The 23673-nt window shown below is 41.0% G+C and carries 26 protein-coding genes, 2 tRNA genes and 1 pseudogene; 23 read left to right on the top strand and 6 right to left on the bottom strand.

The features are described from left to right. Positions 1-34 precede the first annotated feature (34 nt). The 3 genes and pseudogenes from MHB50_RS15965 to MHB50_RS15955 all read left to right on the top strand — a co-directional run bounded on the left by MHB50_RS15965 (position 35) and on the right by MHB50_RS15955 (position 1014). Positions 35-394 carry a hypothetical protein gene (locus MHB50_RS15965; protein WP_339164703.1) on the top strand — a complete coding sequence of 120 codons (360 nt, stop codon included), beginning with the start codon at positions 35-37 and terminating at the stop codon, positions 392-394. Next, positions 391-884 (top strand): annotated as a pseudogene (locus MHB50_RS15960) (terminase large subunit); the annotation flags it as partial. The gene MHB50_RS15965 and the pseudogene MHB50_RS15960, both read left to right, overlap by 4 nt. 1 nt (position 885) lies before the next feature. Then, positions 886-1014 (top strand): hypothetical protein, encoded by a 129-nt coding sequence (locus tag MHB50_RS15955; protein ID WP_339164702.1) that lies wholly within the window; start codon positions 886-888, stop codon positions 1012-1014. 69 nt (positions 1015-1083) lie between these two features. On the opposite strand, the gene MHB50_RS15950 is transcribed toward MHB50_RS15955, so the two are convergent. The 6 genes from MHB50_RS15950 to MHB50_RS15925 all read right to left on the bottom strand — a co-directional run bounded on the left by MHB50_RS15950 (position 1084) and on the right by MHB50_RS15925 (position 3091). Continuing rightward, the gene (locus tag MHB50_RS15950; RefSeq protein WP_339164701.1) at positions 1084-1272 is read right to left on the bottom strand and encodes a hypothetical protein; all 189 of its coding nucleotides are present in this window, start codon (positions 1270-1272) and stop codon (positions 1084-1086) included. A gap of 148 nt (positions 1273-1420) precedes the next feature. Then, positions 1421-1558, bottom strand: coding sequence for a hypothetical protein (locus MHB50_RS15945; RefSeq protein WP_339164699.1), 138 nt, complete (start codon positions 1556-1558; stop codon positions 1421-1423). A gap of 121 nt (positions 1559-1679) precedes the next feature. Further along, positions 1680-1919 carry a helix-turn-helix domain-containing protein gene (locus MHB50_RS15940; protein ID WP_339164698.1) on the bottom strand — a complete coding sequence of 80 codons (240 nt, stop codon included), beginning with the start codon at positions 1917-1919 and terminating at the stop codon, positions 1680-1682. 244 nt (positions 1920-2163) lie between these two features. After that, positions 2164-2310 carry a hypothetical protein gene (locus MHB50_RS15935; protein ID WP_339164697.1) on the bottom strand — a complete coding sequence of 49 codons (147 nt, stop codon included), beginning with the start codon at positions 2308-2310 and terminating at the stop codon, positions 2164-2166. 293 nt (positions 2311-2603) lie between these two features. After that, positions 2604-2693: transfer RNA gene (locus MHB50_RS15930), tRNA-Ser, on the bottom strand. Between the two features lie 325 nt (positions 2694-3018). Further along, a tRNA-Thr gene (locus tag MHB50_RS15925) sits at positions 3019-3091 on the bottom strand. Between the two features lie 187 nt (positions 3092-3278). On the opposite strand from MHB50_RS15925, the gene MHB50_RS15920 reads away from it, so the two are divergent. The 20 genes from MHB50_RS15920 to MHB50_RS15825 all read left to right on the top strand — a co-directional run bounded on the left by MHB50_RS15920 (position 3279) and on the right by MHB50_RS15825 (position 23664). After that, on the top strand, positions 3279-4322 hold the full coding sequence (locus tag MHB50_RS15920) for an AI-2E family transporter (protein ID WP_077111278.1): 1044 nt from the start codon (positions 3279-3281) through the stop codon (positions 4320-4322). 325 nt (positions 4323-4647) lie between these two features. Beyond that, positions 4648-5412 carry an IclR family transcriptional regulator gene (locus MHB50_RS15915; protein ID WP_339164696.1) on the top strand — a complete coding sequence of 255 codons (765 nt, stop codon included), beginning with the start codon at positions 4648-4650 and terminating at the stop codon, positions 5410-5412. Between the two features lie 58 nt (positions 5413-5470). Next, complete coding sequence (locus MHB50_RS15910) at positions 5471-5938, top strand: RidA family protein (RefSeq protein ID WP_205180276.1); 468 nt, start codon at positions 5471-5473, stop codon at positions 5936-5938. Positions 5939-5948: 10 nt separating this feature from the next. After that, the gene (locus MHB50_RS15905) at positions 5949-6896 is read left to right on the top strand and encodes a sugar kinase (RefSeq protein WP_339164695.1); all 948 of its coding nucleotides are present in this window, start codon (positions 5949-5951) and stop codon (positions 6894-6896) included. Positions 6897-6937: 41 nt separating this feature from the next. Then, on the top strand, positions 6938-7555 hold the full coding sequence (locus MHB50_RS15900) for a bifunctional 4-hydroxy-2-oxoglutarate aldolase/2-dehydro-3-deoxy-phosphogluconate aldolase (RefSeq protein WP_205180272.1): 618 nt from the start codon (positions 6938-6940) through the stop codon (positions 7553-7555). Between the two features lie 19 nt (positions 7556-7574). After that, on the top strand, positions 7575-7922 hold the full coding sequence (locus MHB50_RS15895; protein ID WP_077111284.1) for a hypothetical protein: 348 nt from the start codon (positions 7575-7577) through the stop codon (positions 7920-7922). After that, on the top strand, positions 7923-9407 hold the full coding sequence (locus MHB50_RS15890; protein ID WP_077111286.1) for a sodium:solute symporter family protein: 1485 nt from the start codon (positions 7923-7925) through the stop codon (positions 9405-9407). A 15-nt stretch (positions 9408-9422) separates the two neighbouring features. Beyond that, positions 9423-10427: a Gfo/Idh/MocA family oxidoreductase gene (locus MHB50_RS15885; protein WP_205180270.1), complete on the top strand. Its 1005-nt coding sequence runs from the start codon at positions 9423-9425 to the stop codon at positions 10425-10427. 22 nt (positions 10428-10449) lie between these two features. After that, complete coding sequence (locus MHB50_RS15880; RefSeq protein ID WP_205180269.1) at positions 10450-11178, top strand: MBL fold metallo-hydrolase; 729 nt, start codon at positions 10450-10452, stop codon at positions 11176-11178. A gap of 21 nt (positions 11179-11199) precedes the next feature. Then, complete coding sequence (locus MHB50_RS15875; protein ID WP_340084181.1) at positions 11200-12378, top strand: M20/M25/M40 family metallo-hydrolase; 1179 nt, start codon at positions 11200-11202, stop codon at positions 12376-12378. A gap of 55 nt (positions 12379-12433) precedes the next feature. Then, positions 12434-13534, top strand: coding sequence for an aminotransferase class V-fold PLP-dependent enzyme (locus MHB50_RS15870; RefSeq protein WP_205180268.1), 1101 nt, complete (start codon positions 12434-12436; stop codon positions 13532-13534). 319 nt (positions 13535-13853) lie between these two features. After that, complete coding sequence (locus tag MHB50_RS15865) at positions 13854-15902, top strand: catalase (RefSeq protein WP_340084179.1); 2049 nt, start codon at positions 13854-13856, stop codon at positions 15900-15902. A 791-nt stretch (positions 15903-16693) separates the two neighbouring features. Then, positions 16694-17029 carry a hypothetical protein gene (locus MHB50_RS15860; RefSeq protein WP_205180266.1) on the top strand — a complete coding sequence of 112 codons (336 nt, stop codon included), beginning with the start codon at positions 16694-16696 and terminating at the stop codon, positions 17027-17029. An 11-nt stretch (positions 17030-17040) separates the two neighbouring features. Continuing rightward, positions 17041-18930, top strand: coding sequence for a XylR N-terminal domain-containing protein (locus tag MHB50_RS15855; RefSeq protein WP_340084177.1), 1890 nt, complete (start codon positions 17041-17043; stop codon positions 18928-18930). Between the two features lie 32 nt (positions 18931-18962). Continuing rightward, entirely contained in the window at positions 18963-19445 is a 483-nt protein-coding gene (locus MHB50_RS15850; RefSeq protein WP_205180264.1) for a flavin reductase family protein, read from the top strand. Between the two features lie 47 nt (positions 19446-19492). Beyond that, positions 19493-20770: a Rieske 2Fe-2S domain-containing protein gene (locus MHB50_RS15845; protein ID WP_340084176.1), complete on the top strand. Its 1278-nt coding sequence runs from the start codon at positions 19493-19495 to the stop codon at positions 20768-20770. Between the two features lie 149 nt (positions 20771-20919). Continuing rightward, positions 20920-21543, top strand: a complete 624-nt coding sequence (locus tag MHB50_RS15840; RefSeq protein ID WP_236017169.1) for a membrane dipeptidase — start codon at positions 20920-20922, stop codon at positions 21541-21543. Beyond that, on the top strand, positions 21540-21956 hold the full coding sequence (locus MHB50_RS15835; RefSeq protein WP_236017168.1) for a membrane dipeptidase: 417 nt from the start codon (positions 21540-21542) through the stop codon (positions 21954-21956). Before MHB50_RS15840 ends, MHB50_RS15835 begins: the two co-directional genes overlap by 4 nt. Positions 21957-22219: 263 nt before the next feature. Beyond that, on the top strand, positions 22220-22582 hold the full coding sequence (locus tag MHB50_RS15830) for a hypothetical protein (protein WP_205180261.1): 363 nt from the start codon (positions 22220-22222) through the stop codon (positions 22580-22582). 32 nt (positions 22583-22614) lie between these two features. Continuing rightward, positions 22615-23664, top strand: a complete 1050-nt coding sequence (locus MHB50_RS15825) for a TRAP transporter substrate-binding protein (protein WP_205180259.1) — start codon at positions 22615-22617, stop codon at positions 23662-23664. Positions 23665-23673: the final 9 nt, after the last annotated feature.

Raw genomic sequence — 23673 nt, 5'->3', positions numbered from 1 at the left:
GGTCATTTTCGCATAAGGGGGGGTTAACACGAAAATGGCAAAACCTAGTAGAAAAAAACAGGATGAAATGATAGCTTTAGAAATCGCAAAATTAGAGGAAATATTTCAGGATATATCTGAAGAGAAACAAAAAGTTGCAAAAAGATTGATTGAGAGAGTCGCTTTTATGACAATTACGCTCCAGATCCTTGAAGATAATATCAAGACAAAAGGTCCGACATATCAAATGGTTCAAGGGCCACAAAAAATGATGGTCGAGAACCCGGCTCAGAAATCTTTTAACACGATGATCAACCGATACACGGCTGCCTATGATAAACTGTTCAACCTTCTCCCTAAGGAAGTGGCCGCGGAGGAAGATGACGGGTTTGATGCGTTCGTGAATAGACGATGAAACAGAAAATAAAACGCTATCCACTTACATATAATCCAATCATCGAATACTGGAACAAAATTGATTCTGGTGAAGAGGTAGTCAGCAATAAAGTCCGTAGGGTTTATAAAAAGCTTGTGGACGATTTACACAACCAAGATTCAGAATATGAATACTCACCAACTAGGGCAAATCACGCTATTGAATTTGTAGAGAATTTCTGCAAACATTCAAAAGGCGAGATGGGCGGCAAACCTTTTATAATGGAGTTATGGCAAAAGTCCATGACTGCAGCTCTATTTGGTTTTATCCATAAAATTGACGAAACTCGCAAATATCGCGAGTTTATTTTAATTGTGGAAAGGAAAAATGGGAAGTCTGCCTGGTCTTCCGCAATCGGATTATACATGCTTGTGGCAGATGGGGAGCCCCTGGGCCGGAAGTTGTATCAGCCGCTACCAAAAAAGACCAAGCCAAAATTGTTTGGCTGGAATCAAAGCGGATGGTACGGAGTGGATGCTGTATGGTTGTGGGTGTTTGACGAAAGTAACGATAAACTATTGGCCAAAGCCAAAATACCGCATAACGAAAAAGGAGAGATTATGGTTGGTGAAGAAGAAGTCACCATTGAGTTTAAATAAAAACAAGCCCTTAATGGACGAGCTGTCTTTGTATACTCGTCCGTTAAACTGAGCTTTCGTGGTCCGATTTTAATTTTCATCTTTTTTTAACAACTCCTTACGATCATCGAGAAGCTTTTTAAGCTCCTCAACGTCCTCAAGTGTCGCTTGATTCCGTATGAAGCTCCTTGTCCTAGAGCGATCGCTTAAATATTTGGCTCGTTCTTTGTTTTTCTGCTGCCATTTTTTATTTGCTTCGGTTTGTCTGTTCCTTTGCAAGCTTTTCAGCCTCCTTCATTAGCCTCTTTTTCCTTGCATTTAAAAACAGGTAACGAATAAATATGGGGATCGCAAGTATCCAAACAACAATAATGCCGATTGTTAATATATCCATGTTATTGTGGTATACTTAGGGGAGAGAGGGGAGTTATCCTCCCCGCCTCTTCCTTCTGATTTCTAGCTCTAACTTTTTGATTTCCAACTTCGTCTTGCGGGCGGTCAACCACATTTGACGAACTGTTAAAATCGAAATGGTTAGGGCTATTATTTTGCCTAAGTCATCCACTCCTTCACCTCTTTTCTATATCTAATTATACTATGCATAGTATAATTAGGCAAGCATTTTATGGTGTTTTTCGTAAAAATTTCCTATTGAATACAGAAATAAAGCCCGATAAACCCGGGCTTTATTCATCGTATGGCCTGTATTTCTTTCTTAATTCCCCTTGCTCTGCTTTTCTTTCCAAAACGCTTTCCTTCAAAAAGATTTTAGGCTGGTCCTTGGCAGGCATTAATTTTCCATCTCGCACCATGTGACCGATCCTCGCTTTTGATACACCTAATATTTCTGCTGCTTCAACTGTAGACAATAAATTTTCATTTAAAAATCTCAATAAATCTTCAGTTGATTCAAATTGGTACTTCACTTTCCATCCCCTTTCTTAAACATAATCAACACCAGCTTAAATATATAAACTAAAATTGTTAGCCCAAAAACAAGCATCATGAACACGTCAAGCTTAGAAGGGGTTTGGAAATCAACATAAACGAACATGATTACAAGGCCAATTGCTAATACCATTATGTTACTGTAACCAAATTTTTTAAGCATATTTTACGAGTGGATGTGTTATAATTTTTGGGTAAGGGAGGTTTTAGCCTCCCTCTGTTTCACCTGCGACGTTTCTTCTTGCCCGGAGAACGTCGCTTTTCTTTTCGCTCTTTCGATATGTCGTGCAGGTCTTTCATGCCCGATGTGATGGCTTTGAAAGCTCCTGCCAGTAGAGCGAATGTTGCGATACACTTTTCTACATCCACCTGTTCACCCCCTTTCGATAATTTAATTATACTATACCTATTCAAAAAATTAAATAGGTATCACAAAAATAAAGGTAATGTTTTTTTGAATAAAAAGAGCCCTCGATAGGAGTTTGAAATTTTATTATTCTTTATGGGGAAATAAAAAAAGAGAGCTTTTAACTCTCTTTCCGTGGTAACATTTTGGTAACAAATGAGTAAAATTATAGGCTTATTGAAAAATCACAAAAACTCACAAACCCCTTGTGTATCAAGGTTTTCCGCTTAATATTAAGTCGGAATAAAATGTAGAGCGGAGAAGGTGGGATTCGAACCCACGCGGCGGTTGCCCGCCCTAATGCATTTCGAGTGCATCCCCTTCAGCCGGACTTGGGTACTTCTCCATTTTAAGAGGTGGAACAAAGCTATTATACGGTAAAAGTTCTCATCAGACAATGCATCAGCATTCGCATATCGGGATGATGTTTCCGCCCGGCTCGTTGGTGGTGCCGAATAGCTGTCATCCATAGTGAAATAGTGGTCTGGCCAGCACACTTCCCGTGCAGTCTTTTGATTTTAAGATGGCGCAAAGGGTTCTTGCGGATTCTAAATTGAATGGACGGGATATCACCACACACTTTTTACGAAGCCGCTGGGGAACAAGCTTGCCGACAAGGAAAAACGACTCCACATTTACGGAATCGTTGACATTTCAACGTCGTTTTCAAGTGCTGGTGACAGGATTTGAACCTGCGACCCCGTCATTACGAGTGACGTGCACTACCAACTGTGCTACACCAGCAATTCTTAAAAATTCACATACAAATAATAGTACATCTATAACCATTTTTCAATCATTTTTTTTGCAAGTGGTTCCTGATTGTTCCAAAAAAGACTGATGTATTTTTTTAAAACTAATTTCCTGCCAGAACGGGATCATTGTTATAATAGAGGGATAAGAGATATATAGACAAGGGGACACGAACTGAATGGGCATCATGGAAATATTTCAAAAAAAAGGGGTCAAACGCATCATTATTTTTGCTCTGATTGTCCTGATTTTATACAGCATGAGAAGTATGATGAATTTGATTTTACTGACCTTTATCTTTTCGTATTTAATGAATCGCCTGATTGAATTCACCGCAAAGCGAATTCCAGTTAACCGGAAGCTGCTCGTTTTGTTTATGTATACGGTCATTGTCGGTGTGCTGGCATACGGGCTTGTGAAATATCTTCCCATTTTAACTTTGGAAATAAGCCAGTTGATTAAACAAGTCAACGCTTTTTACACGCAGCCGCACGACAATACTGTGATCAAGTATATCGAAGCGGTTATTTCCAAAAATCAAATCGTGTCCTATTTGGAAAATGGCTTTTCTTTTCTGATCAAATCGTTTACGGATATTAGCAAAATAAGTATCCACGTGATGATTGCTTTGGTATTGAGCTTGTTTTTCTTGCTGGAAAAGCCCCGTTTACAAGAATTTACGGCAAAATTTAAAAGCAGTAAACTCGCTCCCTTTTATTTTGAGCTTGAGTTTTTCGGAAAAAAATTTACGCGTACCTTTGGCAAGGTGATAGAAGTCCAGTTTATGATCGCCCTTGTCAATTGCTTTTTGACAATGGTGGCGCTCGTGATCTTGGATTTTCCTCAGCTATTTGTATTGGCGCTCATGGTTTTTTTTCTGGGACTCATTCCGGTTGCGGGTGTGATCATTTCCTTGATTCCGCTTTGCTTGATCGCCTATTCGATCGGTGGCTTGATTAAGGTCGTTTATGTTGTGGCGGCCATTGCGATCATTCATGCGGTTGAGGCGTATGTATTAAATCCGAAGTTCATGTCGGCCAAAACGGATTTGCCCGTTTTCTATACATTCATCGTCCTGATATTCTCGCAACACTTTTTTGGGGTTTGGGGGCTGATCATCGGGATTCCGGTTTTTGTGTTTTTGCTTGATGTCCTTGAGGTAACAGACAGAAAGAAACGATCTGAAGCGCAAAACGAACGTTCCAAAACAGTGGAGAGTTAGCTCTCCGCTGTTCCTTAATGAACAATGGAATGAATCATTTTCAACTTTTGTACCGCGAGATTTGCGGTTTTTTTTCATCCCTCACTTGAGGTCGTTTAGGCTATTTAATTTAGTCGAGTTTTTGTTATCGCTCAAGTGTGGAATACTCATTTATTTGGGCAGGATGCGGCGCTTAAGCTAGATTGTGTTATGTCCGATTTCTCACATTTTTCATGCCATTGTAGAAAAAATTTTAACTATATTTATTTGACTTTTATGCTTCGCTTCGATTATAATATGAAAAAATAATAAAACAATGTTTTAATAGTTGAAAAAGGTGGATAGCTTGAATAAGTCATTACGTAATTCATCTACTGTAAGGTTGTTGCGTATTTTAGAAGAAATTGCCAAAAGTGATGATGGAATTGGTGTCACGGAATTAGCACAACGACTAGATCTAAATAAAAGTACTATTTATCGATTTTTGGCGACATTAGAAGAAGAACAATATTTGGAACAAGAGCCTGATACAAAAAAATATCATTCCGGGATTAGATTGTTTGAGCTTGCTTCACGTATCGTGAATAAAGTGGATTGGACAAAAGATATACGTCCGTTTTTGGTTGATTTAAAAGATCGTGTGAATGAAACCGTTCACCTTGGTATCATTGATGATCACGAAGTCGTTTATATTGATAAAGTAGAGTGTGAAAGATCGATTCGTATGTATTCAAAAGTCGGCAAACGGGCACCGGTTTACTGTACGGGCGTAGGCAAGGCAATTTTGGCTTTTCTTCCTGAGGAAAAAAGGAACCATATTATGAATCATATTCATTTTCATCCATTTACCAAAAACACAATTACCGATGCTGCCCATCTTAAAAAAGAAATAAAAATGATCCGGGCACAAGGATTCGCATTAGATAGAGAAGAGCATGAATTGGGTGTGAGTTGCGCAGCATCGCCTATTTTCAATTATAATGGGAAAGTGCTTGGCGGGATTAGTATTGCTGGTCCCTCTTCACGTATAGATGAAGAAAGATTATTTGATTTGGCTTTAGAGGTGAAAGAGACTGCTCAATTCATATCACGCCGTTTGGGAAGTCTCTAATTTTTTTCGCTATATATTGAAACGTTGTTTTAAATATTAAAACAAAGGGGATGTTACGATGTCACAAATTGAAAAAAAGTTAAAGGAATTAGGAATTGAATTGCCTCCGGCGCCTCAACCTGCTGCCGTTTATATACCCGCTAAAAGGTTTGGCAGTAATATGCTGTATGTATCAGGTCAAGATTGCCGTGTAAATGGAAAGCTTTTGTATGAAGGAAAAGTGGGTAAGGATTTAACAGTTCAAGAGGGGTACGAGGCTTCTAAACAAGCGATGATCAATACGTTAGCGGTGATAAAGAGCGAAATTGGCAACTTAGACAATATTAAAAGCTTTGTTAAACTATTGGGCTTTGTTAATTCGGCAGACGGGTTTGTTGAACAACCTTATGTCATCAATGGCGCGTCTGAATTTTTAGAAGAGGTCTTTGGGGAAAAAGGCAAACATGCCCGTTCCGCTTTGTCAGCGAATGAGTTGCCCTTTAATACACCAGTAGAAATTGAGACAATCGTAGAACTAGAAGAATAGGGGTTACGACATGGATGTACTGACATTTGGTGAAACAATGGTCGCTTTTACCGCATTAAATAATCGTTCAATTGTGCAACACCACGATTCGTTTGTTTCTGTCGCCGGTGCTGAAACGAATGTTTCCATCGCTTTGGCACGGCTCGGACATCGGGTTAAATGGTTTAGCAGATTGGGGGATGACCCATTTGGACGAAAAATTTTATATGAATTAAATGCCCATCAGATTGATACGAGCGGCGTTATGATTGATCCTCATTATCCGACAGGAATTATGTTTAAACAAAAAAAAGAGTTATTAGATACAGAAGTGATTTATTATCGGGACCATTCTGCTGCCACTCAATTGAGTAAAAAAGATCTCCAAAACAAGTGGGTGAAAGATGCCAAAGTTCTCCACATTACTGGTATTACGCCATCATTAAGCGCTTCTTGTAAAGAGTTGGTGATGGAAGCCATCGCGTTGGCAAAGCAACATCAAACGGTCATTAGCTTTGATCCAAACATTCGTTTGAAATTATGGAGTATAGAAGAGGCGAAAAAAGTCTTGATCCCCATTGCAAAACAGTGCGATATTTTTTTACCCGGGAAAAGTGAGATGAAGCTGCTATGTGGAGCAAAACATTTGCGGGATATCCAAGCGCAGTTGGCTGAATGGGCTATCCCGCTTACTGTGATGAAAGATGGAGCCAATGGAGCGTGGATCATACAGAAGGGCTGTCATACCTTTGTACCTCCATTTCCAGTGAGGCGTGTAGTGGATGAGATTGGTGCGGGAGATGCTTTTGCGGCGGGATTTTTACATGGTTATCTACGAGGCGAAAATCATGAAACGTCTGTAAAATTTGGTCACGCTTGTGCCGCTTTTGTGGTTAGCTCAGAAGGAGATACAAGTGGACTGCCGATGAAACATGAGTTGGAGCGCTTTTTGAATAAAGACTCGGAAACGCTTCGTTAATTGTAATAGTCGCAATAATGAGTGAAAGGATCGGTGATCAAATGTTAGCAAAAATAACAGCTTGCAAGATTGTCCCCATTTTAAGGGGGATGGAAATAGAAGATGCTTTATTTTTAGCGGGTTGTTTACAGGAAGCGGAGTTAAACATATTGGAAGTTTCACTAAACCGTCCGAATAGTTACATTGTATTAGAGAAATTGGCGAAGGAATTTGGGAAGGACATGGACATAGGTGCCGGGACCGTTTTAACGAAAAAAATGGCATGTGATGCAAGAGATTGTGGGGCCACCTTTTTTCTGGCTCCAAACGTATCAAAAGAAGTGGCCATGGCAGCGCGTGACATAGAGATCCCGTATATTCCCGGGGCATTGACGCCGACCGAAATTCAATATGCGAGTGAGTTGGGGGCAGAATTGATTAAAATTTTTCCTATTCGCCAATTAGGCGCTTCCTATATAAAAGATGTGCTGGCGTCGTTAAACAAGATTCAGTTACTGGCGGTTGGAGGTGTCGGACTTGAAAACGTGAAAGCGCTGTTTCAAGCGGGAGTAAAAGCTGTTGGCGTGGGCGGTAGTTTAGTAGAAGCCGAGTGGATTCAAAATAGAGAGAAAGAAAAAGTGTTAGAGCGATTGAAGGTATTTAAGCAAGAAGTCATATGAAATGAGGAGGGAATGATAGATGGATTTCGGAAGCGTTTTAATATTAGGTTCTGTTGTCGTGTTCGCCATTTTGCTGAGTGTCGGCCCGTACTTGGAATTAAAGGGAAAGATTTTATTTGAAAAGCAGGAAAAAGACCCGGTGTTAAAAGGGCGATTTGGCATGGGGCTAATGGTTGTCAGTTTCTTCATGTTTGTCATTGCCTTAATCTTAAGATCAGTGCTTGCCGGAAGTGTAGTGACTCCTTTTGTGATGATTGGTTATTTACTATGGATAGTCGGAGGGATTATAGCTGTCGCCCGCAACGAGTTGTTATCGTTTATGGTTTCTGAAGAGGAAAAGGAAGCGGTGAAGGGGGAGAATCGGTAAATGGATCATACGATCGCAAGCATCGATATCGTGATTATCATTTTATATGTATTGCTTACTTTATTAATCGGTTGGTGGGTTTCAAAAGGTATCTCTAGTTTTGAAGATTTTGCGGTAGCGGGGAGAACTTTTGGTCCCTTCATGTTGGCGGCCACTTTTGGTGCGACAAACTTTTCAACATGGAGTTTGGTTGGTAAGCCGGGGTTAGTTTATAATGCGGGTGTTTCTGTCAGTTGGATCGCGTTAAACGCCATGGCATGTGTACTGGCAGCTGTCGTTTTTGTGCCTATTTACAGAAAATTAAGATACAATACCATGTCGGAGATTTTTGAAGACCGTTATGATGGTCGCGTAAGAGGGTTAATAAGTGTCATTTGGATACTGGCTGATACGTTAAATCGGTATGGTGTGACGGTTTACGCTGCAGCGGTTATTTTAGGGTTGGTTTTCGGCATTCATATGAACTGGATGATATTAATCATTGCTTTAATTGTCGTGATCTATACGTATTTAGGTGGTTTGAGATCAGTCGTTATAACCGATTCCATTCAGTTTATCTTTATGTTTGCCGGCCTTTTTATCGGAGGCGCCTATATTTTTTCCCAATTAGGGGGATGGAACGGGGTCGTTCAATCTGTTCCTGGCCACTTAACGGAATGGGTTCCGTCAGCAGAGAATGCCAATGGCTGGCCTTGGATTATCGCGATGACTATTTTAGGTTTCCCTTATTTTATTACGAGCCAATTTGTGATGCAAAGAGGACTTGCCGCCAAATCAGTCAATGTGGCGAGATGGGGATTAATTTTCGCTGCGATTATTGCGATTCCAATCGCTATTTTAGAAATTTTACCGGGATTGGCGGCACACTCTATTTTATCCGAAGAATTAGTTGCCAGTCTTAACCCGGATATGGTTGGTCCGCAAGTGTATATTGAATTATTACCGGTTGGTTTATTGGGGATATTTTTTGCCGCGTTATTGTCTGCCGGCATATCAACCGCTGACTCGGCATTATGCGCATCTTCATCCTTATTCACAGAAGATTTTTATAAAAAGTGGAAACCAAAAGAAAGACCTTCACATTATTTAAAAGTGTCTCGGATCGCAACGATCATTTTAGCTATTATTGGCACGATATGGGCCATGATTGTGCCGTTTTTAGGCGGAGCGGTGGATGCCATTCTCAATGTGATAGCTGTAACCGACATGCCTATTTTTGTCATTGTTTGTTTAGCGATATTTTGGCGAAAAATGAAAGCGATGGCCGCGGTGATTTCTATTGTTGTGGGAGCTGGAAGCGGACTGCTTGTTTCTATACTGGGAGTAGGAGGGATACAAGGTCTTGCTGCCACTACAGCGACTAGTACATTCATGACGCTGATTACAGGTGTTGTGTTAAGTCTTATGATCAAACCCACGAACGAATATGAAGCAAAAGTACAACTGTTTTTTGAAAAGATGGGCAGTAAAGAAATAGAAGAATAAGCGGGAGTGATATGAGTGGTAAGGATTGCGGTGATCGGTACCGGAGCTTTCGGAGTTGAGCATATTCGTACGATACGTTCCATGAATGGAGTGGAATTATTCGGAATTTGTAATCGCAGTGAAGAGCGTTTAATGATTGTGGCGAAAGAATATGGGATTAGCAGTGAAAAAACGTATACGGATGTAACGAAGTTGTTACAAGAAAAAGCATTAGACGCGGTTGTTATCGCAACTGATGAACAGAGTCATGAACCGATCGCGCGCCAGGCTGTGGAATATGGAAAACATGTATTAATTGAAAAGCCGATTTCTACTCAAGTTGAAACAGCGGAACAGTTATTAAAGCTGGCTAAAACAAGTGATTCAATCATATTGCCGGGCCACATGCTTCGCTTTGATCCTGGTTATGCGGCCGTGAAAAATAAATTGGAAACCATTACAGGACCCATACATTCAGTCAGATTCAAACGCAATGTACCTTTTGAGCGGTTTTCATTACATGCTCGTACTCATCCGGTGTTTATGGCTCTTTCTCATGATATTGATCAATTAGTATGGTATACGAATTCAAAGCCAAAGCGATTTTTTGCCATGGAAAAAAAGATTGTGTCCGATATTGATATGCCAGGGATCTTTTTTGGCTTCATTGAAATGGAAGACGGCATGATTTGTTCCCTGGAAACACAGTGGTGCTTACCGAATGAATATGGACAATATCTCGATGTGGAATTAGAAATGATGTATGATGGCGGACATATTCGCTATCGTTTTCCGGGAGATACGCTATCTGTTATTGATCATGGGAAAATGATGAGACCAGATATCCAGCTCTCGCCATTCATACACGGTCATGTTTATGGAGCGCTGCGGAATGAGCTGGAGCATTTTGTGGAATTGATCAAGAATAAAAGCACACGTCAAGTAGTTCCGATGGAAGAAGCCGTTTTGGGCATTAAAATATGTGATGCATTGATTACGTCTGCAAAAGAACGGAGAGCAATTTCATGGGAAAATGTGTGAATTGTGTGGGAGGGACAGGAACATGCAATTAACAAAAAATGTATTTTTAGTTGGCAGTGGCGAAATCGGTTTATCTAATGAATATGACTGCCACGTTTACCTTGTAAATGGTGATAATGATGCCCTATTAATTGATGCAGGAGTAGGGATTGATTCCGAAAAAATTAAGGAAAATGTCCAGAAGTATGTTCCATGGGAAAAAGTTTCCCGGGTTATTTGTACACATTCGCACGCTGATCATAGCGGCGGGGCAACATTTTTTCAAAAAGAGGGGAAGGAGGTATGGTTGTCTGAGGAAGAATATAATTGGATGAATGATCAAAGGGATGAAGTGGAATGGGCACTGCGCCTTGCTAAAAATGCAGGGGGGTATCCCGAAGATTATGTTTTTACTTATTTTGAACCGGATCATGTCATGAATGAAACAGAAATGATTTCATGTGGGGCGTTGCGGCTTCAGCCCATTTATGTGCGCGGACATAGTCCGGGGATGTATTGTTTTTTGATGAAAACAGATGAAGGCAATGTGCTCTTTGCGAGTGATTTTGTTTTTATTCACGGAGATATTGGGTTATTAAATGCTCCGGGATCTGATCTTGCCAGTTATCGTGAAGATATTAAAAAGTTAAGTGGTTTACATGTGGATGCCTTATTTTCCGGCCATCGCTTGTTTCTTTTGCAAAATGGGCAAGCTCATATTCAAAAAGCAATAGAGCAATTAAATAAAGTGATTGTTCCCTCTACATTTTAAAAAATGAAGGGATGGAGAAAAATGGACTGGAAAGAAGAGGCATTTATTTTACTGGAACAATTGGTTCGGGTTCCTAGTGTCAATCCGGAAGACCATGGCGAAACGAGTGAATTATTTGGTGAAAAAGCGGTAGGCGATAAATTGCTAGCGTATATAAAAAAGTATTTGCCTGATTTTTTCTGTTGGCAAGAGGAAGTGTTGCCTAATCGTTTTAACTGTTACGCGTCTTACAAAGCAGGGGAAGATTGTCCGACAATCCTGCTGGAAACACATTTGGATACAGTAAGCATTCAGGGCATGTCAATTGATCCGTTTACATTAAAAAGCGAGGGTGGCAGATGGTATGGGCGCGGCGCATGTGATGCCAAGGGCCAAATCGCGGCAATGGTTCTCGGTATCAGAAAAGCCATGATGGAATGTGGTGGCCAACTGCCAATCAATATTTTGTTTGCCGCAGTAGTGGATGAGGAGCACAAACATCGCGGTGTCGATTTTTTGGTGAAAAATTCTGTTCATGCTGATTTGGCGATAGTCGGAGAGCCAACAGAGCTTCAATTTGCGGCGTTTCATAAAGGGAGTATACGTTTTGAAGTCAATGCATTAGGGACAAGTGTCCATTCTGCTACTCCTTGGGAAGGTGTAAATGCGATTGAGATCATGGCCGATGTCATTCAGGTATTAAAAACGGCCGCAAAAGAAACAGTTGAATATAAGACACATCCTCTTTGTGGTAAAAGTTCAATCAGTGTCACCCTCATAGCGGGTGGAGAACAGGTGAATATAATTCCCGATACATGTTCCATTCATATAGATCGACGCCTTAACCCGCAAGAAGATTGGGAAGAAGCATTCAATGAAATCAAAAATATTGTAAAACAGCATGTTACGGATTCGGTGTGGGCCAAAATTAGGTGGAATGATCCATACTTAATTGATCCGCCTTTGACGAATAACCTTACAGATAAAGCGCTTGTAAGCTTGGCGGAAATCATGAAACAAGATAAACCAGAAGATGTTTCTTATGTCGGATTACCATTCGGATGTGATGCAAGTAAAATTCAGCCTGTTGGAATTCCAACTGTTGTATTCGGGCCGGGCAGTATTCAGCAAGCACATACCGCAGATGAATGGATAGATGAGAATTCACTGTTGCAAGCAATTGAAATATACGCGAAAATATTTCAACATCTAAAGCTGTAAAATAGAAATGTTGTTATTGAGTATAATTCCCGAATAAGAAAGAGAGTGGGAGAACATGAATAATGAAGCAATAGATCGCTTCCGGGAAGGCATTCCGATTGTAAATGAGAAGATTTATTTGGATCATGCGGCAATGTCCCCGCTTCATACTGATGTAGTTAACCGCATTCATGACTTTCATTTGGAAAGACAAAAAGATGGACCTGATTTTCCAAAATGGTGGAATCTGATAGAGGAAACGCGTTCATTAGTAGCCGAGTGGCTCCATGTACAATCAAGTGAAATAGCGTTTTTATGGAATACTTCTGCAGGAATCAACTTGGCAGCACAAGGATTTTTATTGTCTGAAGGAGATGAAGTCATTATACCAGACAAAGAATTTCCGTCGAATGTTTATCCTTGGCTTGCTTTACAACAAGAATGTGGGGTGAATGTGAAGACGGTTCCTTTTACTGATAACCGCCTGACAGTTGATCATATTATTGCATCTGTCACATCCAAAACAAAAGTGATTAGTGTAAGTTGGGTGAGTGCCACAAATGGTAATATGATAGACATTCAAAGGTTAGGAGATTTTTGCAAAGAAAATAATATTTTGTTTGTAGTAGATGCCATTCAAGGGTTTTGTAGCCGTGAGTTGGATTTGTCACAAATACACGTCGATGTGCTTGTGAGCGGGTTTTATAAATGGGCGATGGGACCCGATGGCGTTTCATTCGTCTATATAAATAAACTTACTATGAACAAGATGCGGATGCCCTGGGTTGGATGGGCTAGTATGGAAGCCCCATTTGAATATGAAAAGATTGATTTTCATTTAAGCAAGGATGCTCGGCGGTATGAAACAGGGAATATGAATTTTTCCGCCATTGCAGGAGTACACGAAACATTGAGTGTATTACTGCCCTGGAAACAATATATCAATGAGCGAGTACAAAAGTTGACGAAGCGCTTGCGCTCAGGTCTTAAAACAATTCCTCATGTAACGTTATTGTCTCCGGAAGACAGTATATCAGGGATTACTTTATTTCAAGGAGGAAACTTGGAGAATTTCGCTAAACATCATGTAATGGTCAATTATAGAAGCGGAATTAGAGTTTCGCCACATTTTTACAACACCGAAGAAGAAATTGATAGATTTTTAAATTATATGTAATGGTGGTTGGTACTATATGTAACATTCGTACTTAGAACAGGAAAATATCAAACAGTGGAGGGGGAAATCTCCGCTGTTTTTTATATGGAAAGAAAGTGTTAGATTGCATGCTAAAACTTTGTGACAAGTTCAAGAGGTGTTGATGCTTCATTTGCCAAACGCGAGCAGCCGTGATACTGCTTATAAGCTAGTTGAACAGCTTTTGGCATGGGCTAGCGCTTTTTCTTTCTGTATGAAATATCCTCCGAAATTCTCAGTTTTATCATCCGGTGTAAGGGTAGGGGATGAGTGGAGATCTTTTTTGGGGAGGTTATATAAAATGAGCAAAGACGATAAGCTGAACCACAATGAAAAAGACGAGCAATTAGAGCGGTATCGCTCTTATGACGAAGGTAAGAAATTGACGACAAACCAGGGCCTGAAAGTGTCAGAGGATGAGTTTTCACTGAAAGCGGGCAAACGGGGGCCCACTCTGATGGAGGACTTTCATTTTCGGGAAAAAATAACCCACTTCGATCATGAGCGGATCCCGGAGAGAGTGGTGCATGCGAGAGGATATGCGGCACACGGTGAGTTTGAAGTATATGAATCACTGAAAAAATATACAAAAGCTAGATTTTTACAAGAGCCCGGAAAGAAAACACCTGTATTTGTTAGATTTTCCACTGTGGCCGGGTCTCGTGGTTCGGGTGAACTGGCGAGGGATGTGCGCGGTTTTGCGACGAAATTTTATACGGAAGAAGGCAACTATGATTTGGTCGGCAACAATATACCGGTATTCTTCATTCAAGACGCCATCAAATTCCCTGACCTGATTCATGCGATCAAGCCTGAGCCGCACAATGAAATTCCGCAGGCGGCGACCGCCCATGATACTTTTTGGGACTTTGTGGCCAATAACCAGGAATCTGCCCATATGGTGATGTGGGCCATGTCCGACAGGGCGATACCGCGCAGCTTCCGCATGATGGAAGGGTTCGGTGTTCATACCTTCCGTTTTGTAAACGAGGAAGGCAAAGCTTTTTTTGTGAAATTTCATTGGAAGCCGAAGCTGGGTGTCCATTCAATTGTATGGGACGAAGCGCAAAAATTGAATGGAAAGAACCCGGACTTTCATCGGCAGGATTTATATGAAGCAATTGAAAATGGGGACTACCCGGAATATGAGCTTGGTGTGCAGATCATAGATGAAAAAGACGAGTTTATGTTTGATTTTGATATTTTAGATCCGACTAAAATATGGCCGGAAGAAGATATCCCGGTTAAGATCGTTGGAAAAATGACGTTGAATCGGAATGTGGATAATGTTTTTGCCGAAACGGAACAAGTGGCCTTTCATCCGGGAAATGTGGTGCCGGGAATTGATTTTACAAATGATCCTCTTCTGCAAGGAAGATTGTTTTCTTATACAGATACCCAGCTCATTCGACTTGGCGGACCTAATTTTCATGAGTTGCCGATTAACCGGCCGATCTGCCCATTCCATAATAATCAAAGGGATGGATATGGGAGACAAACGATCAATGTCGGTCAGGTAAGCTACCATAAAAATGCCCTTGCGGGCAATACACCTTCAACGTCCAGCGAAGAAGAAGGAGGATATATTCACTATCAAGAAAAGGTTGAGGGCAGAAAAATCCAAGCGCGGAGTGACAGTTTCAAAGATCACTTTTCCCAGGCGATCATGTTTTGGAATAGCATGAGTGAGCCGGAAAAAGAGCATATTACAAATGCTTTTAGCTTTGAATTGGGTATGTGCAAGGAAAAGACGGTCCGTCAACAAGTAGTTGATATGTTGGCAAATATTGATCTTGGATTGGCGCAAGCTGTTGCCCGCAAAATCGGTGTCCATCCACCTGACAGCTTTCAAGGGCCGACAATCACAAAGTCCTCTCCCGCACTTAGTCAGGAAAATACAGTGAAACGACCGGATACCAGAAAAATGGCTGTCTTGGTTGGGGAAGGGTTTGACAAAAATCTTCCGATTATATTAGAAGCCCTGCAAAAAACCGGCATCCGTCCTTTGATCATTAGTGAAGCACAAGGAATGATTAAAGGTGGAGAAGGGATTGCTTTAGAAGTGGACCATACTTTTCTGACAAGTGATTCCGTGTTATTTGATTCAGTATATGTTGTCGGAGGGGCCGAAACTGGAAATTCCTTTTCACAATCCGCTTCTTATTTCATAAAGGAAGCTTATTCCCATTATAAACCTGTAGGAGCTTCATTTCATGGGAAGGAATTCATACTTGCACTGCAATTACCCAGCCACGAAGGGGTTGTTATCGGGGATGCCCCAAGTGAGTTTATAGAAGAGTTTACAAAGGCTGTTTCCGCACACCGTTTTTGGAAGAGGACCACCCATTAATCGCTACGAAATTTGCTTGATAAAGGGCTTGTTTTCTAACTTTGCTTTGAAGGATAGAGGACAGGCCTTTATTTATTCTTTTCCTAAAACTGTTTCAAGTGTGTCTATATTTTTTCATCATGCTGAAGTGATACTATGTCAAGAAAGTAGACACAAGTTTTCTACCGTGCTTTCGCTAGGTGGCCTTCATAAAAAAGTATAGAGGCGGCCATCGGCTATTTAAAGGATAAAAATGTAGAATTTTGTTCCGATGAAATTAAGTCAACCCTTGAAGGTGGACGCATGATTCTTTTTTGGGGGCCGAGTCGGGAGCTTTTACAGCTTGTTGAGCGGGTGAATAATTAGGTGTTTATTTATTAAAAATCTAGGAGAATACAGTTTGGGAGTCCGCTCATATCTTCGGATATTTCGGCTAAAAAGGCAAGGCCATAGGTTTGCAAAACTAAAATTAAGAAAGGATCCTTGCTTGTTTAATGAATCATTGTTACTTACGTAATTCGGCACAATAATACAGAAAATAGTTACTCTTTAGACTGAATCGTTCATTGTTTGTGGAAATCCCATGACATAAAATTGAGATAGTTAAGAAAAAACAATTTATGACAATCATTTTATATTTATTATTTAAAGGGTGAGAGAATGAAAAGTGGCCTTTATGCCGAGATGCAAAACCCGGAGCAGTATAGAGACCTACATGATCAATCGAGCATATGGACAATAGCAGAAACACAGACATGGTTACCTGAAGTTATTTCCGAGTAATTCAAATATTGGCGGAGAGGTTATCTTACATGAACATTAATAAGGTAAACATTGTTTCTGAATCCGAATTCGATCGGTATGAGCGATTGGTAAACTTACCCGATCTGGAATTCACCAGTTTATGCAGAAGAAAATATTCCATCAATCGCGGAGTGTTTAATGTCATTGACGATTGGTTTTTCAACTATGGGGTGACCGACATAACTGCCAGAAGGAAAACAATATTACAATTCTTGGCTTATGTTAATGAAAAGAAGAAGCCGGATCAAAGTGAGATGTATCTACAGTTTGGGAAAGGTGGAGTCAAAAGTCACCTTTATTATTTCACAGATAAGTGCTTAAATGAGAATCAAACTTATGAATAAGGGTGATATCTTTGGGAATTAAGGCACATGAACTCTCATTAAGCCACTTAATAACTACTGAAGAAAAATCTGGAATGAAACTAAAGGACTTGCAACTGACTTTTACAAGCACAGATGCCTGGGGGTTGCTCCGGAAGGATTTAACCAATGCCCTTGGCATTAGCAGGGCGAAGAGGTTTTTGCTCCGATATGGATGGAACTGCGGTGTTCATGAAGCAAGGATTCTAAAGGAAGCAATTGATTGGAAAGATGATATTGAATGGCTGATAGCCGGCTCAAAGGTGCACCACCTCACAGGGAGGGTCCTGTCATACCCTAAGAATTTTCAGGTGGATATGGAAAGGGGCCAATTTAATGTCTCCGGATACTGGATTGATTCTTATGAGGCGAACCAACATTTAACTTATTCAGGCAAGCACCATGAACCAGTCTGCTATTTTTTAATCGGTTATGCAAGCGGATACACAAGTGAATGCATGGGTAAAAAGGTGATCTTTAAAGAAATCAATTGCAAAGGAAAAGGAGATGACCATTGCAGCTATATCGGTAAGACAGTAGAGGAATGGGGAGAAGAGATTTCGGAGGAGCTCTTCTTTTTTGAAGATACTGATATGGCTAAAGAGCTGGACCAGATGTACAAAAGAATTGAACAGCAGAAAGAACGGCTTAAGATCGGATATACTCTTAGCCAGAAACTTACCCAAGATATGCTACTGGGGAAGGGGCTGCCGGGATTTGCGGAAACGATAGGGAAAAGCCTCCATTGCCCGGTCTTGATTGAGGGCAAGCACTTTGAAAAGCTGGCTGAACACGGAGAAATCCCGGGGATTCATAAATATATGAGTGTCACCAATATAAAAGAAAAATTAAAAGACCTGGCCGGCAATTCTTTTGTTGAATGGTCACACAAAGATAAAACGTTTAAATTATTAACCACCCCTATTTTAATAAAAAGTAAAATATTCGGTTATATAACGATCGTTATCGATGAGAGTGATGATTTTTACAAGGACTTGCTAGAAAGGGCAGCGATTATTTCAGCTCTCCATATGCAAAATGAAAGGGTTGCCATTGAAACAGAACAACGCTTAAAAGGCGAACTCTTGGAGCAGCTGCTTAATAATAAAGAAATTAACAGAAAGGAAATATATGACAGGTTTTCATACCTCGACTACAACCTTTCTACCGAACACTACGTCATGTATGTTGTCATCCAGGAAAAAGCCAGCGCAAAAGAGATTGATGATTATGAATATTTAAAAATAAGAAACAGAATCTCTGAATATATCTATCAAGAATTTTTATACGAAGATAATCAGCCATTATTATTGCCCAAATTAAATTGCATACAAGCAATTATTGCTAAAAATTCAATTGATAAGAGGTATAAATCCCCAAAACACTTTGGTGAACAGCTGATAAAAAAGTTGGGTTTGTCCAACGTGTATATTGGATTAAGCGACCAGACAAAGGACGTATCCGATTTTTACAAAAAGTTCCAGGAAGTGAAGCGGGCAGTGGAATTGGCCATTTGGAAGAAAACTGATAATAAAGTCGTCCTTGCTAATGAACTTGGACACTTGACACTCTTTCTGAGTGCAAGAGACCCGGAAGAATTGGAAGCCTTTGCAAGTGAAAACTTAAAAACTTTGATCGAGTACGATGAAAGAAGAAATGCAGAATTGTTACATACCCTTATGCAGTATTCCCAAAATGAGTTCAATCTTCATAAAACAGCAAGAGAAATGTGCATTTCCATCAGTGGAATGCGTTATAGGGTTCAAAAAATTGAAGAGTTGCTGGAAATAGACTTATCTGATTCCAACAGCAGATTTCAGGTACAGCTTTCCCTGCAGATATTGCTTTTGCTTGGCAATGTGGATGACTTAACAATTGCATAGCCAATAACAGAAAAAATGAGGAGGAATAGAATATGGATTCGCGAGAATTTAGAAACACATTGGGGCATTTTGCCACAGGTGTAACAGTCATTACAACAACAAACGAGGGGGGAAATATCGGTTTGACAGCGAATGCTTTCTCATCCCTCTCGCTGGACCCTCCATTGATCCTCGTTTGCATTGATAAACAAGCTAGAAGTATTGAAGCTTTTAAAAAGAACCGTCCATTTGTTGTCAATATTCTTCAACAGGGTCAGGAAGCAGATTGCTGGGGGTTTGCCAAAAGGGGGCAGGATAAATTTGCCGATGCCGATTACACATTATCTGAAGATGGAGTACCTGTTCTCCAAGGGAACTTGGCTACTCTCGAATGCAATGTAGACGAAATATTTGAAGGCGGCGACCATTATATCATTACCGGTAAGGTGAAGAAAGCCAATTATGACAAGGAAAAAAATCCTCTATTATTTTTCAGGGGAGAAATACGGAAAATGAAGGACTTGGCTGTAACCTGATCAATTGGAATCATATATCAAATTTATATATTAGGAGGCAAGACAAAATGCTATCAAAAGAAGATAATCAGCTTTTAACTCAAACAGACCCCGGTACCCCGATAGGGGATATGTTCCGGAGATATTGGATACCGGCTCTCCGATCTGAAGAACTAGCGAAGGACGGAAAACCGCAGCGTGTAAAATTGCTGGGGGAAGCGTTGGTGGCTTTTCGGGATACAGAGGGAAAGGTTGGACTCATTGATGAGCGCTGTCCACATCGGGGAACATCGTTATATTACGGAATCAATGCAGGCTGCGGAATTCGATGTATGTATCATGGCTGGAAGTTTGATACTGAGGGCAACTGTACGGAGATTCCATCCGAACCGACCGATGGCAAGTTCAGACAATCGATCAAATTGAAAAACTACCCGGTTAAAGAGGTCAGTGGAATCATTTGGACGTATATGGGGCCGGAAGAGCATATGCCTCCGTTTCCTGAATTCTATTGGATGGGATTGCCCGAAGAAAGCAAATTAATAGAACGTGTATGGCAAGAGTGTAACTATGCGCAAGCAATGGAAAATGACCTGGATTTTGTGCATGCCGCCTTCTTGCACAGGGCCCACCAGGAACAAAACGTCCAAGAAGGAATTTTAAGCAGTGACCTGGGGATCGACCCTGACCACCCGCTTGTGAAAAATCCGCCTGTAAAGCAGGCTGTTCAAGATACAAATTACGGAAAACGCTGTATAGCCGTTGGAATCGGATCTGAAGAAAAGAATGCCTTCATGGAAATTCATTACATTTTCCCGTTTTATACTTACCCACCTCGGTTTGGTGGAGAAGATGGAATGTGGCATGCCTTCATACCAAGGGATGACCATAGCACGTGGACTTGGGATGTCCAGTTTACCCATGAGGGAACGATAGATGTAGCAGCTCAGCATGCCAGAAGGGGCTTGGTTTTGGATGAAGACTACAAGAAAAAAATCAACATGGAAAATGAGTATGGCCAAGATCGTGAACTGCAAAAAACAGCCAACTTTACGGGAATTCGAGGGATTGCCAACCAGGACCATGCAGCTACAGAGACGATGGGCGCAATCGTTGACCGTTCACGCGAGCGCTTGGGAACAAGTGATATACCGATCATTCATATGAGAAGATTGCTCCTTACCCAAGCGAAAGCATTCAGGGATGGAAAAGATCCGATGAAGCTTGATAATAAGTCTTTAAAAACCTTATACAGTGACGGCTTATATGACGATAACAAGAAAACTTGGCAGGAAGCTTTTCCGATGAAAGAACAATTTGAAATTAGAAAGAAGGTAGAACAATAATAGGCTCTATAAATGGGAAAAAGTATGATGGGTATCGCTCTTTCAGTTATTTACAACCCGGTAAGGACTTTAGAGAGTATGAACTTTCGTACGAACTTGACCGGGTCCCCCATTTTACTTTGGATTTAAAGGAAGAGAAAGAAAGGCTTTTGAATGACATTATGGAAACGGAGCAGATTGTGTCGCTGCGGGATCATGGTTTCATCTCTCCGAAGAATGATAAAGATATTATTCCATACTGCAGTCAACTGCATACTCATTTCCATTATGAAGGTATTGCCCGGTCAGGCATTGATATCATCTTTGAGAACTTTATGGATGGAATTTCACTCATCACTTCAAATAATGGCTTGAAGTGGGATGATGTGATTTACTTACTCGGGATCAGATATGCGGATATACAAAAACAGAGGACAGTATGTATTGCAAACAATTTTCAAGATGTCAAGCAGGCGAAGGTGAATCGGCAAATAGCGCTCCTGCCGTCCCTGGAGGCGGCAAGCGCATTGGAAAATGAGGTTGACCGTGTCGATGTCCTGTACGGGCTTGGAATTCGCTGTATGGGAACTACATATAACCAAGCCAATACACTGGGGTCGGGGCTGGGAGAAAAGGATGACAGTGGATTAACCCATTTTGGCCAACAAGTCATTGAAAGAATGAATCAGTTGGGGATGATGATCGATATTTCACACTGTGGGGACCGGACAAGCATGGATGTGATTGAAGCCAGCACTCAGCCGGTGCTTATCACACATGCAGGAGCACGATGAAGCCCGATGAGGTATTAAAGGCTTGTGCTGGAAAAGGGGGACTGATTGGTGTCTGCGCAGCACCAAATACCACCTTGACAAGAAACCATTCAAACCATTCCATTGAATCAGTGATGGAGCACTTTGAATACCTAGTTGAGCTGGTCGGAATTGAACATGTCGGTTTCGGTCCGGACACTTTCTTCGGTGACCACTCAGCTATACAGCATGCCTTTGATGACCGGTTGGGGATTTCCGATTCACACAGCGGCGAGGAGTTTCATGAATCCCCCTATGTAGAAGGACTTGAAAATCCCGCTGAAGCCATGAAAAACATGATCGCATGGATGGTGAACCAAGGATACGATCGTACAGAAATCATCAAAGCAGCCGGCGGTAATGCCATGCGTGTTATGGAAGAAATTTTGCAGTAAATAATGAAAGACTATGGTAAAGCAGGTAACAAATCTGGTACCTGTTGTCAGGGTGCCGGCTAGGGAATCACAGTTAATTCCGTTGCATCTGAAATGAATCCACTGAAACTGAAAAAATGAAAGGAAGCCTTCATGTTGGAACAGCGGAGGAGGCCGAGAAGCTAGTAAGCTTTCTTGCTTCGAAAAAAGATTATATCACTGAAGCTAGTTTTGATATGAGCTGCGGAGTATGAGTGCGTTAATAATGAGAGGAGTATGTAAAAATGAGTGAAATTAAACATGGGGCACCTGAAATCCCCAATCCACTAAGAGTTTTTATGACATTCGAATCCACAGGGTGGTTTGATACATCAAAAGAGCAGAAGGAAAAAGAAATCCTTCCGGCGCTTAATCAAATATTGGAAAGCTGGAGAGACAACGGATCTGAGCTATTGGGTACCTTTGACAGGGATATTTTTACTGCCGGACATGCAGGTCCGAATAACTGGCATGCATGCTTCCTATTCAACATCCCTGATTTGCAAACGGTTACAAATATGACGCATTCCTTTCGAGAGGCAGGACTGGATCGTTATTTCCGACTGGAAGCCTCGATTGGACGACCATTTTTCTTAGTGGAAAAATAGTTTGCTGCACATATTAAAGAAGAGGTGGAAAAATGAAGAGATTGTTCGTTCTTATCCCATTGCTATTGGCAGCTGTCATTCTAAGTGCCTGCGGGGCAGACGGTTCCGAGAAATCAGCTACTAATAAAAGTAAAGGTGACGTAATCAAGTTAACCTATGCATTTTTTGCTCCAGCAGGGACATTTCCTGCAGTTCAGATGGAAGAGTGGAAAAAGCGGCTTGAAGAGAAGACAGATGGAAAAGTGGAAGTTGAGCTTTTTCCAGGTGGTACCTTATTGGAAGCGAACAATATGTATGATGGAGTAGCGAATGGGACGGCTGACATCGGGCTAACCTCTACATCCTATGAGCCGGGCAGGTTTCCCCTTCTGGCCATTTCTGATATGCCATCAGGCTATGCAAATGCCAAATCGACGAGTCATGTAGCAGCTGATCTGGTAGAGAAATACCCGCCGGAAGCACTGAAAGATTTTAAAATCATTACAACTTTTGCGACTGAACCTGCTTATATACAGAGCAAAAAGCCAATTTCTTCTATTAAAGAATTAAAGGGAAAACAACTGAGAATCGCTGGTGCACTTACACCGATCATGGAGGAGCTGGGAGCTGCACCAGTTGGGATGTCGCAGGCTGAAGTTCCTGAAGCATTACAAACAGGGGTTGTTGAGGGATACGTTTCATCAAGAGAAATCTTAAAAGATACGAAACTGGCAGAAATGGTCAGCTATGTTACTGATTATCCTTTGGCGCTTAACACCTTTATTGCTGTTATGAACAAAGATAAATGGGATTCTTTGCCTGAAGATGTTCAACAGGCAATTGATGAGTTAAATAGGGAGATGACGGAGTTTACCGGTGATTATTTAGACAATCATGTTCAAGAATCCATTACATGGAGCCAGGAAACCCACGACCTCGAAATTGTTAAATTGTCCGAAAGTGAGAAAAAGTCATGGGATGAGCGATTGAATCAAATGCAAGAAGAGTATGTTGAAAAGCTAGAGAAGGATGGGCAGCCTGCAAAGGAATACCTTGAGGATATGAGATCTTTAATTGAAAAATACAACGAGCAATTCAAGTAATGGAATATA

The organism is Siminovitchia sp. FSL H7-0308 (assembly GCF_037980985.1).
GTDB lineage: Bacteria > Bacillota > Bacilli > Bacillales > Bacillaceae_C > Siminovitchia > Siminovitchia thermophila.
Note: the sequence above shows the minus strand (reverse complement) of the source record. Positions and strands in the feature narration are given on the sequence as shown.